Source organism: Actinopolyspora lacussalsi (assembly GCA_030803735.1).
Taxonomy (GTDB): Bacteria; Actinomycetota; Actinomycetes; order Mycobacteriales; family Pseudonocardiaceae; genus Actinopolyspora; species Actinopolyspora lacussalsi.
Window position 1 is genome coordinate 1,695,962 of the sequence record JAURUC010000001.1, and the last position, 12,811, is coordinate 1,708,772.

The 12,811-nt window shown below is 68.7% G+C and carries 11 protein-coding genes; 4 read left to right on the plus strand and 7 right to left on the minus strand.

What is annotated here, in order from left to right; all coding sequences use genetic code 11:
- Nucleotides 1–155: 155 nt before the first annotated feature.
- Nucleotides 156–983 carry a M55 family metallopeptidase gene (locus J2S53_RS07420; RefSeq protein WP_456240375.1) on the plus strand — a complete coding sequence of 276 codons (828 nt, stop codon included), beginning with the start codon at nucleotides 156–158 and terminating at the stop codon, nucleotides 981–983.
- Nucleotides 984–1,085: 102 nt separating this feature from the next.
- Here the strand turns inward: J2S53_RS07420 and J2S53_RS07425 are convergent, their stop codons facing one another.
- Nucleotides 1,086–1,727, minus strand: coding sequence for an Imm1 family immunity protein (locus J2S53_RS07425; protein ID WP_456242730.1), 642 nt, complete (start codon nucleotides 1,725–1,727; stop codon nucleotides 1,086–1,088).
- Nucleotides 1,728–2,177: 450 nt separating this feature from the next.
- Between J2S53_RS07425 and J2S53_RS07430 the strand changes: the two genes are divergently transcribed.
- Nucleotides 2,178–2,921, plus strand: a complete 744-nt coding sequence (locus J2S53_RS07430) for a sugar isomerase domain-containing protein (protein ID WP_456240376.1) — start codon at nucleotides 2,178–2,180, stop codon at nucleotides 2,919–2,921.
- 217 nt (nucleotides 2,922–3,138) lie between these two features.
- Here J2S53_RS07430 and J2S53_RS07435 read toward each other — a convergent pair whose 3' ends face one another.
- The 5 genes from J2S53_RS07435 to J2S53_RS07455 form a co-directional block, all read right to left on the minus strand.
- Nucleotides 3,139–3,948 (minus strand): enoyl-CoA hydratase/isomerase family protein, encoded by an 810-nt coding sequence (locus J2S53_RS07435; protein ID WP_092973448.1) that lies wholly within the window; start codon nucleotides 3,946–3,948, stop codon nucleotides 3,139–3,141.
- A 154-nt stretch (nucleotides 3,949–4,102) separates the two neighbouring features.
- Nucleotides 4,103–4,312 carry a helix-turn-helix domain-containing protein gene (locus J2S53_RS07440; protein WP_017975887.1) on the minus strand — a complete coding sequence of 70 codons (210 nt, stop codon included), beginning with the start codon at nucleotides 4,310–4,312 and terminating at the stop codon, nucleotides 4,103–4,105.
- A 429-nt stretch (nucleotides 4,313–4,741) separates the two neighbouring features.
- Entirely contained in the window at nucleotides 4,742–6,370 is a 1,629-nt protein-coding gene (locus J2S53_RS07445) for an ABC-F family ATP-binding cassette domain-containing protein (protein ID WP_456240377.1), read from the minus strand.
- Between the two features lie 408 nt (nucleotides 6,371–6,778).
- A complete protein-coding gene (locus J2S53_RS07450) occupies nucleotides 6,779–7,456 on the minus strand; it encodes an acVLRF1 family peptidyl-tRNA hydrolase (protein WP_456240378.1) in 678 nt (225 codons plus the stop codon).
- A gap of 63 nt (nucleotides 7,457–7,519) precedes the next feature.
- The gene (locus J2S53_RS07455) at nucleotides 7,520–9,115 is read right to left on the minus strand and encodes a deoxyguanosinetriphosphate triphosphohydrolase family protein (protein ID WP_456240379.1); all 1,596 of its coding nucleotides are present in this window, start codon (nucleotides 9,113–9,115) and stop codon (nucleotides 7,520–7,522) included.
- Between the two features lie 64 nt (nucleotides 9,116–9,179).
- Here J2S53_RS07455 and J2S53_RS07460 point away from each other — a divergent pair, with 64 nt between their 5' ends.
- Both J2S53_RS07460 and J2S53_RS07465 read left to right on the plus strand, forming a co-directional pair.
- A complete protein-coding gene (locus tag J2S53_RS07460; protein WP_456240380.1) occupies nucleotides 9,180–10,370 on the plus strand; it encodes a lycopene cyclase family protein in 1,191 nt (396 codons plus the stop codon).
- A gap of 342 nt (nucleotides 10,371–10,712) precedes the next feature.
- Nucleotides 10,713–12,509 carry a GGDEF domain-containing protein gene (locus J2S53_RS07465; protein WP_456240381.1) on the plus strand — a complete coding sequence of 599 codons (1,797 nt, stop codon included), beginning with the start codon at nucleotides 10,713–10,715 and terminating at the stop codon, nucleotides 12,507–12,509.
- Here J2S53_RS07465 and J2S53_RS07470 read toward each other — a convergent pair.
- Nucleotides 12,491–12,778: a hypothetical protein gene (locus J2S53_RS07470; protein ID WP_456240382.1), complete on the minus strand. Its 288-nt coding sequence runs from the start codon at nucleotides 12,776–12,778 to the stop codon at nucleotides 12,491–12,493. The two genes, J2S53_RS07465 and J2S53_RS07470, sit on opposite strands and share 19 nt — an antisense overlap.
- Nucleotides 12,779–12,811 lie beyond the last annotated feature (33 nt).

The window sequence follows — 12,811 nt, forward strand, 5'->3', positions numbered from 1 at the left end:
CCCACTGTGATCACCCCTTCGCTCTTAGTGACGAACTAACCACTCGAAACGGTTCCCGGTCAATGATTCACCGGTTCGGCGTGGCGAGCACGCCGAAACGCCACGCGCGCTTCGGGACTGCCCGGGACGGCGCCGGGCGTCTAGGGTGGACGACCGTGCGGATCCTGATCTCTGCGGACATGGAAGGCGCCACCGGTGTCACCGGTACGGACGACGTGGTGGCGGGCACCGAAGCCTGGCAACGGTTCCGAGAACTGTTCACCGGCGACGTCAACGCCTGCGTGGCCGGGCTCGTGGCCGGTGGCGCGAACGCGACGCTGGTCAACGAGGCGCACTCGATCCAACGGCACCTGCTGCTGGAGCGACTCGACACGCGTGCGCGCATGCTGACCGGACGCCACAAACCACTGTCGATGATGGAAGGTATCGACTCGGGCGTGGACGGAGTGGTGTTCCTCGGCTACCACACCGGCGCGGGTGCCGACGGCGTCCTGTCACACACCTACATGGAGAACGGACTGCTCGGGGTGTGGCTGGACGGCGCGCACGCGAGCGAGGGCAGGCTCAACGCGGCGCTGGCCGCCGAGTACGGGGTACCGGTACTGCTGATCACCGGTGATGATCTGACCTGCTCGGACGCGCGGGACTACACCCCGGGCAGCCACACGGTCGCGGTCAAGGAGTGCGTGAGCAGGTACGCCGCGGTCTGCTCGCCGCCGGAACGCACCGCATCCGACATCAGCTCCGCCGCCGAGCTGTCCATGCGGCAGGCGGGACGCGGCACCCCGAGAACCTCGACCCACCGGATCGAACTCGAGTTCACCGGTACGCACCTCGCCGATGCCGTCGAACTGATTCCCACGGTGGAACGAACCGGCGCTCGTGCGGTGGAGTTCGAGGCAGCCGACATGACCACGGCGATGAAAACGTTCAAGGTGATCACGACCGTGGCCTCCCGAGCCGTGCAGGAGCTCTACGGCTGATCGAAGTCTTCCGGTCGGGTTGTCGAGCTACTCGCTCGGCGGAACCTCCCGCGGGCTAGCGCTCCGGGAGGTCCGACGACGGGCAGCGACGACCGGAACCCACTACCGTCCCCAGCGGGCCTGTTGCCAGTGGACCGACTCGGGACGGGCACCGGTGCGGACGAACTCGTCCAGCGCCGCGCGGAGCTCGGCGAACCCCAGCACCGAGTCGGCGGGAAAGGCCAGCGGGCTACCGAGGTCGAAACGCAGCACGGGGGCCTGTGGATCGGGATCACCGCTACGGGTCTGCCAGGAGGAGAGCTGCCCCTCCTCGTCCTCCTCGGTGTAGTTGAGCACTCCCATCTCGTCGTCGGCCGAGGTCACGACCCGAATCCCGCTGTAGGGGCCGGGCTCCTCCTCGTTCTCGTACGGACGGTCCCAGACGTAGAGCTGGCAGGCTCGGCCCTGTCGCGGCGGACGAAGCAACTTCTCCACCAGTTCACGCTTGCGCTCGTCGCGTTCGGCGTACTCCCGTTCGTCACCGATCACACCGGTGGCGACCGTGATCCCGAGTTCGGTGTTGCGCGCTCCGACGGCTTCGGCACGGAAGGCGTCGAGCTCGGCCCGGGCCTCTCGCAGTGCCCGCAGCGCGGCCCCCTGGTGGAACACCAGATCCGCCCAGTACGGATGTTCCATCACCCTGTTGAGGTCCGCGTAGACGGACTCGGTGGTCTCGAGCAGCTTGTCCACGTGGTCCAACGGCACATCCGTCAAGCGGGCGAAGATCTCCGAGAGATTCCCCGGCGCGGTCGGCTCGTCGTGTGACGGCGGATTCGACATGCCTTCCGTGTTCCAATCCGTGTACCCGTTTCCCTGGTGGCACCCGTTAGAACCCACCAAGCTGTTGCGATCATGCTGCCAGCCTCGGGGTGCGACCGAACGGGCCGGTGATCGGAAGCGAGATCGGTAGACTCCGGGACCGCTCGAGAGATTACCGTGGGTACACGTAGTGATCCGATACGGCACCGGCGGAAATCACCGAACGGTGGACAACGCCGCGCACGGCTCGGCTACCGGTTTCCGACGACCGGCGCCGGGTTCGCGGCACACGTGCCGGGACACACAGCGAGGAGTGATCTGTCACACATGGCACAGCCTCGGGGGTTCCGCTGCGATTATCGGCTCACGACACCAGAATCCAGCCGAGAGGACGGCATGACGGACGGTTCGCACGCACGCAAGCACGCCGAACGGAGCCTGCAGGACCTGGATCGAGCGGCCGAGCACAACAGGGCCGCACTGGGTGAGGCGGCGAAAACGCTGATCGACTGCGTCGAGGCAGACGGTCTCGTGTTCACCGCGGGTGCGGGGCACTCCCTCGCCGGTGTACTGGAAAGCTTCTACCGGGCAGGAGGGCTGGCCGCGGTTCGCCCGCTGTACCACCCCGATCTGCTCCCGCTGCACGGCGCGGCGACCAGCACGGCCACCGAACGGCGCGAGGGACTCGCCGAAGACGTGCTCCGGGAATCGGGGCTGCGCGGCGGTACCGATGTGCTCGTGGTGTTTTCCAACTCGGGGATCAATCCCTATCCGGTGGAACTGGCGGCCACGGCACGCCGCGAGGGGTCACAGGTCATCGCGGTGACCTCACCCGCCGCGGCGGCGGGAGCCCCGCGCCGCACGGAGGAGGGCACGCTGGCGGATCAGGCCACGGTCGTGCTGGACACCATGGTGCCGGCGGGCGACATCACACACCCCGAACAGCGACCGGCTACGGCACCGGGGTCGTCACTGGCCAACGTATTCCTGTGGAATCTGCTCATGGTCGAGACGTACGAACGTGCCGGTGAGGTCGGCATCTCGCTGCCGTGGTGGCGCAGTTCCAACGTTCCCGGCGGTGACGAGGCCAACGCCGAGCGGCTGGAGCACTACGGCAAGCGCGTACCGCGGCTGCGCTGAACCGGCAAGCACGCCGGGAGTGACCATGAACCGACTCCCCGCCGGCGTCGCGACTGGTCTAGACCGAAGTGGGTCAGAACCGTCGCGAGCCGGCGCCGCCCCGGTGGACCCGGCCACCGCTGTGGGCGCGCTCGTCCCGAGGCGTGGCCCGGTGCGGCCCGTGCCCGACTCCCTTTCCACGGCCCGCACCGTCCGAACAGGTGGTTCCGACGGAGCTCTACTCGCCGCCGGAACCACCCATCAGCTCCCGCAGCCTGCGCAGCTGGGCCGCTCGTTCCGCGGCGAACTGCTGCTCGGGATCCTCGGCCTCCTCCGCCTGGGACAACAGCGCGAGAGTCTCGCGTACCGCCCCGGTGGGCGATCGGGTGATCGCCTCGACGAGCTGATCGGTAGCGTCCTCCAGCCGCTCGGGTTCGACCACCGAGTTGGCCAACCCGACCCGGGAGGCCTCATCGGCGTCCACTTCCCGCCCGGTCAGGCACATCTCGACGGCTCTGGAGTAACCGACGGCCCGAACCAGCGGCAACGTCCCCCCGAGGTCGGGAACCAGACCGAGACTGGTCTCGGCCATGCGCAACTTGGCGTCGGTGGCCAGCACACGCATGTCACAGGCCAGTGCCAGTTGGAAACCCGCGCCGATGGCGTGGCCCCGAACCGCCGCGATCGTCACCCGTTCGGGATCACGCAACCAACTGAATCCCTGTTGGAACGCGGCTATGTCGGCGTCGCCCTGCTCTACCGGGCTGGAGGCCAGCGACAACAGCCCGGGCGCACCGTCGACCTGTTCGGATTCGAACAGTCGCCGATCCAACCCGGCGGAGAACGCCCTCCCCTCCCCCCGGACAACGACGACGCGCACCTCGGGTGCGAGGTTCTGTCCGATTTCGCGCAACGCCTTCCACGTGTCCGGCGTCTGCGCGTTGAGTTGATCCGGTCGATCGAGAACGATCGTCGCGCGGGAACCGCGCAACATCAGTCGAACGTGCCCACGATCCAGTACACCGGGATCAATTGCCGATTCCGTCAAACGGGTCCTCCGTCGCTACACACCAGCGGTCGGGATGGCAACCACCCTAGAAGACCGATCATGGTGCCGCGATCGGAGGCCGCGCGGTACGGACCGTTCGGACACGGCGTGCCCGGTGCCGACAGCGTGCCGGGCACGCCGCAGCCGTGGATACCTATTTCTTCTTGGAGCGGGTCGCACCACCGCGCCCCCGCAATTGCACTCCGGACTCGACCAGTACGCGGTGCACGAAACCGTATGAACGACCGGTCGCCTCCGCCAGGGAACGAATGCTCGCCCCCTTCTCGTACTTCTTCTTGAGGTCACTGGCCAGTTTGTCTCGTGCGCTTCCGGTGATTCGCGCACCCTTCTTCAGGTCAACCACTGTGTCCCCGCCTTCCCCGTAGAACAGGTCGGGCCGCTCGCGACCCCTGTCAGGCCAATGATCGAACAGGAAAGCCGGAAACGCCAGACGACCTTGCCAACAGATCCCGCCCAACGGGCAGATATATTCCTATTGATCATGGAAATCAGGTATTGCGGGACACAAAACAAGATCAACATTTCGTTTCCGGTACACGCGCTTCCGTTCAGTGAGAGCGCGGACACGAGAATGAACCGCGTCAAGTCCGGCATTCACCGAACCGAATCGGTACAGCCCGAATGATCGAACGGGACGGTGCGTGAGCGAACCACCGGCCGAGCCCGACTCGCGGCGGATGACCCCGAACCATGACCGGCCTCGTGGGTGCGCCCGGGGCGGAACGGCGGAGCCCTTCCGCCCCTCCCCGGAGACCAGACCGGAAAGCCACGCTCAGGCGAGCTGCACGAAGTCCATGTACTCCTCGGACCAGTGGTCCTCACTGCCGTCGGGAAGCAGGATCACCCGCTCCGGCTCCAGCGCCTGCACGGCTCCCGGATCGTGTGTGACCAGCACCACCGAGCCGGTGAAGCTACGCAGCGCGTCGAGCACCTGCTCCCGACTGGCCGGATCGAGGTTGTTGGTCGGCTCGTCCAGCAGCAGCACGTTGGCGGCGCTGGAGACCAGCCCGGCGAGCGCGAGCCGCGTCTTCTCCCCGCCGGAGAGGGTTCCGGCCGGTTGCTGCAGCTGTTCACCCGCGAACAGGAACGCGCCGAGCAGGGTGCGCAGCTCCTGTTCGGAGGTGTCGGGCGCGACCGTGCGGATGTTCTCCCAGACGGTCGCGTTCGTGTCCAGCGTCTCGTGCTCCTGCGCGTAGTAGCCGACCCGCAGACCGTAACCGGGTTGCACCTCGCCCGCGTCCGGCGCCTCCATGCCTGCCAGCAGCCGCAGCAGCGTGGTCTTGCCCGCACCGTTGAACCCGAGCACCACCACCTTGGAACCGCGGTCCACCGCGAGATCGACACCGCTGAAGATCTCCAACGAGCCGTACGACTTGGACAGTCCCCGCGCCGTCATCGGTGTACTGCCGCAGGGTGCGGGCGAAGGGAACCTGATCTTGGCGGTCCGCTCGGTGGGCTGCTCCTCGTCCAACTCGGCGATCATCTGGTCGGCACGCCGCGCCATGTTCTTCGCGGCCACGGCCTTGGTCGCCTTGGCGCCCAGTTTGTCCGCCTGCGCCTTGAGGGTGGCCGCCTTCTTCTCGGCGTTGGCCCGTTCCCGACGCCTGCGCTTCTCGTCGTCGGCGCGGGCCTCCTGGTAGCGCTGCCAGTTCATGTTGTAGACATCGGCGACGCCGCGCGCCGCGTCCAGGTACCAGACCTTGTTGACCACGGCGTCGATGAGCTCGACATCGTGGCTGATGACCACCAGACCACCGTCGTGGACCTTGAGGAAGTCCCGCAACCAGTTGATCGAGTCCGCGTCGAGGTGGTTGGTGGGCTCGTCGAGCAGCAGAGTGGTGTTGGACGCGCCGCCGGGACCGGTCTCCGAAGCGGCGAACAGGATTCTGGCCAGTTCGACACGCCTGCGCTGCCCACCGGACAAGGTGCTCAACGGCTGTTGCAGCACACCGTCGGGCAAGCCGAGATTGCTGCAGATGCGCCCGGCCTCGCCCTCCGCGGCGTAACCACCACGGGCGGCGAACCGCTCCTCCAGCTTGCCGTACTTGCGGATGGCCTTGTCCCGCGCGGAGTCGTCGACGAACTCGGCCATCTCGGACTGCGTCTTCTCCATGTCACGCAGGATCCGGTCCAGCCCGCGGGCGGAGAGCACCCGATCCTTGGCCGTGACCGACAGGTCTCCCTCCCGGGGGTCCTGCGGCAGATAACCGATCTCGCCATGGCTGGTGATCTCGCCGCCGTAGGGCTCGCCCTCACCCGCCAGCACGCGCAACGCGGTCGTTTTGCCCGCGCCGTTCCGCCCGACCAGACCGACTCGATCACCGGGCTGAACACGCAGTGAGGTATCCGCGAGGAGGATACGGGAACCGGCCCTGAGTTCGAGGCCACTGGCAGAGATCAACGCAAACTCCGGATCGAGACATATCGGCGTACGTGCTTGTCAGTGGGCACCGTCGTCCGGCGGCCCCGCGACCGTGAACCTCGTCGGCCGCGTCCGCACGGGACGACTCCCCACGACAGCGGAAAACTTCACGGTGCGAACGGCACGCGGCAGCGCCCACGTACTGTGGGGCGCACCACGGGCAAGCCACGGCCCACAGGACCGTAACCATCCGGTCACGCGGCGGGAACTCCCCATCGACCTCGGCACACCGGGCACGACGACCGACGTCCGTCCACCACACGCGCCGCGACGGAAAGCGATCACAAACCACCGCAATCATACCGGTCGGGCGACGGGTTTTCGACAGCTGCTCTGGTTGTTCACCCGGGTTGCCGAGCCGGCCCGGTGACGGAAGCGGCGAAACCGCTACTGCGGTTCCCGAACCTCCACCTCGACCGAGACCGCACGGCCGGCGGCCTCCCGCAACACCGCCAACCTCGGCTCGGGGACGTCCAGCACGCGCGGCTCGGCCGCGGCCAGCATCCCGGCCAGGCGGGGGTCCGCCGTCAGCTCGTCCAGCGCCGCGCGGTCGCCCCCCAGAACGACGCCGTCCAGCTCCCGGCGCACCGGAAGCAGCAGTTCCGCGGCGGCCTCGGCGGCCGAACTCACCGCCTTGCGCGACTGCCCGGCCCGCCTGCGCGCGTAGCGCTTCTGGGACCAGCCGCCGGCCTTGGTCCGCCCCTGCACGTAGTGGCGATCGGTCGTCGAGGACACGACCTCGCCGTCCCGCACCACACCGATGCTGTGCGCCCCGTGCCGCACCAGGACCAGGCCGAGCCGTCGTGAACGCGAGACGTGTTCGAGCAGCCCGGATATCGCGAGCCCCTCGGCCTCACCACCCGGCTCGGCCAGTCCGCCGAACGGAACCCGTACCACGGCTTCCGCGCCGTCGACGGCACTCACTCGTACGACGTCGGCCGCTTCCGAGGTCCGGGCCACCCCCTCGTGGCGCCGCCCGAACCGCTCGAACCAACCGGCCAGCCGATTCGGTTCCACCTCCACCGCTCTACCGCCGCCGGGTAGTTGCCGCACCCTGCTGCTCACGGTTCGGGGATCATACTGTCCGCTCGGGCCTTCCCGGAACCGAGGCGTCCGGGAGCGGGCCGCTCAGAGCACGAAGGTGTCGGACCACAGCTGCGTGGTGCGGCCGGACAGCGATTCCAGCAGGGCGGCTGCCTGCTCGTCGGTGAGCGAGGCGACGAAGTCGATGACGGCCCTCCCCCGGGCCATCCGTTCGAGCTGCTCCCGGTCGGGGGCTTCGGCCGAGGACCGCTCGGAGCGCGGAAGCAGCGAGATGGGATCGTCGCGTCGGACCGCGTCGAGTTCGACGGCTGCGTGCTCGAACAGATCGCGCAACCGGTGCGGCAGCCTGGCGGACTCGCTACGGTCGATCAGCCACTCGTCCAACGCCTGCACCAGTTTGCTCAACAACCGGTCCTGACCGCGCTGGTGCAGCGCGAGATCGGGGCGCTGCAGCACGAACCGGCGGTGCACGAACTTGAGTATCTGCACCTCGTGCCACTGCTCGCGGTCCAGCACGACGTGTCCGGAACGGGTGGTCGGGTCGAGCTCTACCCGCACACCACGCACCAGTCGACGCGTCCAGGTTCCGGAGAAGGCCGCGACGGCACGCTCGGCCTGCTTCGAACGGTCGAACGGCTGTTCCAGCAATTTGGTGACCAGGTCGGACTGCACCTTCTTGACCGCCCCGACGAAGGCGTCGTCGGCGGCGATCCAGGAGTCCTTGACATGCAGGCGCCTGCGCAGGCTCTCCAGCGAGTACCCCGGGGCTTCGGACCGGCTTCGCAGCTCGGCGTCGTCGAACCTCGCCAGTTCCGCCGCCCTGCCGAGCCATTCGGTCAGTTCGGTGGACACCGTCGCGTGCTGCAGGATCCCCACCCGGTGAAAGTCCTCCAGGTCGTGGATGGCGTAGGCGATGTCGTCGGCGGTGTCCATGACCGATGCCTCGACGGTCTGCTGCCAACCCGCCAGCGCCGCTGCGAACGGGGCCCGGCAGTCCAGCATGTCGTCGAGCTCGGTGATGTAGGCGGAGAACTTGGCGGCACCAGTGCCGGGGGCGTCCTCCGGTTCGGACGCGCCACGGGGCGGCAACGGCAGCGAACGCGGATCGGGTGCCGCGAGCCGGGTCCAGGGGTACTTCAGCAGCGCCGCCCGCACCGCGGCTGTCAGGTCGAGACCGTCCCCGCCGCCACCGCGCACGTCGATGCTGCTGACGATCCGGAAGGTCTGCGCGTTGCCCTCGAAACCGTCGACGAGCCCGAAGCGCTCCCGCGCGATCCGATCCAGCACCCGCTCGCCGAGATGGCCGAACGGCGGATGCCCCAGATCGTGCGCCAGGCCCGCGCTTTCCACCACGTCGAGATCACATCCGCCGAGCCGCGTCACGGCGGCCCGACTTTCGGGATCATCCGACAGGCTCTCCCCGACGGCCCTGGCCACCTGGGCGACCTTGAGGCTGTGCGTCAACCTGTTGTGCAGCAACAGTCCGGATCCACTCGGGCTGACGACCTGGGTCACGCCGCCGAGGCGGGCGAAGAACGCCGAGCCGGATATGCGGTCCCGGTCGGCCCGGAACGGGCTCGCCGCGAGATCGTACGGCTGGGCGACGTGAGCGGGCTCCGCCGCGGTACGAACGAGGTGGCCGCGCCGCGCGGTTCGCCCGGACGGCGGCTGGGGATCCATACCGCAACGCTAGCGCGTCCACCACCGGCTACCCTCCCGCGAATCGCCGTGATCTGATGGACGCATGGTGGACGTGCTGGTGGTTGGAGGCGGCCCGGCGGGCAGAGCCTTGGCCGCGGCTTGTGCCGACACCGGACTGCGGGTCACCCTCGTCGACCCCGCGCCGCGGCGACCGTGGCCGAACACCTATGCCTGCTGGCGGGACGAGCTGCCCACCGCGGTAGCGGAAACCGCGGTGGCGCGCACCACGAGCAGGACGACCGCGGTGGGAACGCGACCGCATCTGCTGCACGGCGAGTACTGCGTACTGGACAACCCGGCACTGCGGCGGCTGCTGCACCGCGACGGGATCCGCGAGGTCACCGGCACGGTCCGCGAGGCCGAACACGACACGGCCGGACGCACGGTGCGGCTGCGGGACGGGCGCGAACTGCGCGCGGCGGTACTGGTGGACGCGTCGGGCAGCAACCGGGTCCTCTCGGGTGGGCGCGTCGACCGGGTGGCCAGCGAACAGACCGCCGTGGGGGCGGTACTTCCCGACGAGCACGCCGAGCGACTGGTCGGCGCGGGCCGGGGCGTGTTCATGGACTGGCGACAGCCACCCTCCAACGACGATCCGTGGCCGAGCTTCCTCTACGCCGTCCCGCTGCCGGGTGACCGAACGCTGCTGGAGGAGACCGCCCTGGCGCGTCGTCCGGGACTTCCGTTGGCGACGCTGCGTCGACGGCTGTGGGCCCGGCTGCGGGCTGCGGGGGTGACCGCACCCGGCCAACCCCCCGAGGAGCGAGTGCGGTTCCGACTGGACGATCCGGTGCCCGAGCGGCAGCGCACCGTCCCGTTCGCGACGGTGCCGTTCGGCGCCGCCGCCGGCCTGATACACCCGACCACGGGTTTCAGCGTCGCCGGTGTGCTGCAGCTGGCGCCGCTCGTGGCCGCGGCCCTGAGTGACGGTCTGGAGCGGGATCCGGTCACGGCGGCTCGGGACGCCCGCTCGGTGTTGTGGCCACTTCCGGCACTGACCACGCGACGGCTGCGGTTGTGCGCGGCCGAGGGACTGTTGGCGATGCCGCCGCGAATGGTTCCGGACTTCTTCGACGTGTTCTTCGACATGCCGCCCCGGAAACAGCGGGCGTTCCTGACACCACTGGCCTCACCCCGGGAGTGCCGCGAGGCCATGACCGAGCTGTTCAACCGGTCCCCCTGGTGGCTGCGACGACGACTGGTCGTGGGCGGGCTGGTCGGTCCGGCTTCCTGACGGGCCCAGGCAGGGCCCGGAGCGGTGTTCGGCACCACCCGGCGGTCGCGCGGAATCGGACGCGTCGCTTGTCCCGAGACACGGAACCTCACCAGCGGTCCCGCCACGAAACTCCCCGACCTCGACCACACGGCACCGCACCGGGTGGACACGTACCGCCACCCTAACGAGGAATTCACTACGAACAGTGTCCAACCGCGGCCGTCGTGTTGTGCCGGTTACCACATTCTCAGTTCACGGTTGCTGCCACGGCACGAGCGAACGCGCTATGTTGTCGAAGGACAACGGACAGGAGCGTTTACATGTCATTGAACAGCTGGTGAACGGGCTCGCCGAGACGACATGAACCCCGGCAACATCGATCACGTGCTAGGACCGGCCAACGATGTGCGGTTCGCCTTCCAGCCGCTGATCAACATCCGTACGGGAGCGGTGGTCGCCGTGGAGGCGCTCGCCCGCCCCGCCGACGGACACATCACGGACTTCTTCCGGGAGGCCGCCCGGCAGAAACGGGTCGGAGAGCTGGACGCGGACCTGGCGGTCTCCGCCGTGGACCGTGCGCACGAGCAGCAGTCGCTGCTGCCGCTGCATCTGAACCTCTTCGGCGGAACCGTGACGCACGAGTCGCACCGACTCCGCGCGCTGCACGACAAACTGGCCGAGGTGGGGCGACGCGCCACGGAGATCACGCTTGAGCTCGCGCCGCCGTTCTCCCGACTCGACGGGCGGAAACTGCGTTCGGAGGTGGCGAACCTGCGTTCGCACGGCTACCGGATAGCGGTGGACGGGGTCGGCGACGGTGACATACCGCTGACGCTGCTGGCCGAGCTGGCACCGGACGCCATCAAACTCGACAAGAGGGTCATCGAGGGGATTCCCGACAACGCGGGGCAGGCCGCGCTGCTGGAATCGTTGCAGGGACTGTGCAACGCCACCGGCGCCATTCTGATCGCCGAGGGAGCGGAGCGGGAGGAGCAGCTGGCAGCGCTGCGCGCCGCGGGTGTGCGAGTGGTCCAGGGCAACCTGCTGGCATCGGCGGCACGGCGTCCACCGACCTCACTGCAGATCCCCGAGGCCGTGGCCGAGACCGACGACCCGTACGGCGGCTCGAAACCGACCCCCGCGGGCCCCCGGGTGACCGAATTCCTGTCCCCCGCGACGATGCTCTCCCGGGACGCCACGGCGGACTCGGTACGCGGCGTGCTGGCGGACCATCCCGAGATCAGCGGGGTGGTGCTGGTGGACGAGCACAACCGCCCCGAGTACTCGATAGACCGCAACCGGTTCCTGCTGGCGGTAACCGGCCCCTACGGTCACGCGCTGCACGCGCAACGCCCGGCGGCACGCCTGGCCGACGAACCCCGGCTGGTGAACACGGCCACCACGGCGATGGAAGCACTGACCCTGGTCAGCGGGGCTGACCACACCCGGGTGCACGACGACGCGATCGTGGTTGACGAGGCGGGCAGGTGCCTGGGAACCGTGCGTGCGGTGCATCTGATCCGCGGCATGGCGGAGTTCAAGGCGGAGCAGGCGGCGGCACTGAATCCGCTGACCAGACTGCCGGGCAGCGACGCGATCCAGCGCGACGTGGACGGCCGCATCGCCGCGGGCGAGGTGTTCGCACTGAACTGGCTGGACATCGACGGGTTCAAGACGGTCAACGACACCGCCGGGTTCTCCGCCGGTGACGAGCTGATCCGCTCGGTCGGCAGAACACTCACCGACGCGGCGACCTCACTGGGCTCGGTGCGGGTGGGACACGTGGGAGGGGACGACTTCCTGCTGGTAGCCGATCTGGACGATCTGGTGAACCTGGCACGGATGGTGCTGGACCCGCCCAGACGCGCCGGAGGCATCGACGTCACCCTCTCGCTTTCCACGCTGGTTTGCACGCAGACCGGAACCACCTCCTACCAGGACGCCTCGCGGCTGCTGGTCCCGCTGAAGAAGCACGCGAAGTCGCTGACCGGCTCCAGCTGGGTGATGTCGCGGATCGGTTCGGACCGGGTCGACGTGCTGCGCGGTTCCCGCGAGGACATCCCCGAGCAGGGCGAGCCGGGATTTCCCACCCGCGATCCGGACCCACCTCCACCACGACCGGGTGACCACGGGGCCCGTCACCGGGACGGTCGGTGATCAGCTTCCGCGGTCGGAGAACGACTTCCCCGCCGCTTCTGGCCGAGTGACCGCCACAATCGCAGCGGCAACAGCCCGATCAACGGAGCGCGTTCACCGAGAGCGGCGCGATCCTCCCGGTCCAACGCGGTGGCATAACGCGCGGCCAGCTCGGCCGTGGGGTACCGCTTGCTCGCACCGGCTCCGCAACCGCGCTCGCAGTGCCACCTCAACTCCGCGTCGACCGCGCGGAAACGATAGCGATGCCCCAGCACTCGACATCCGATCATGTGGGAGGCATACCCGGCGACCTACCCGGGTAA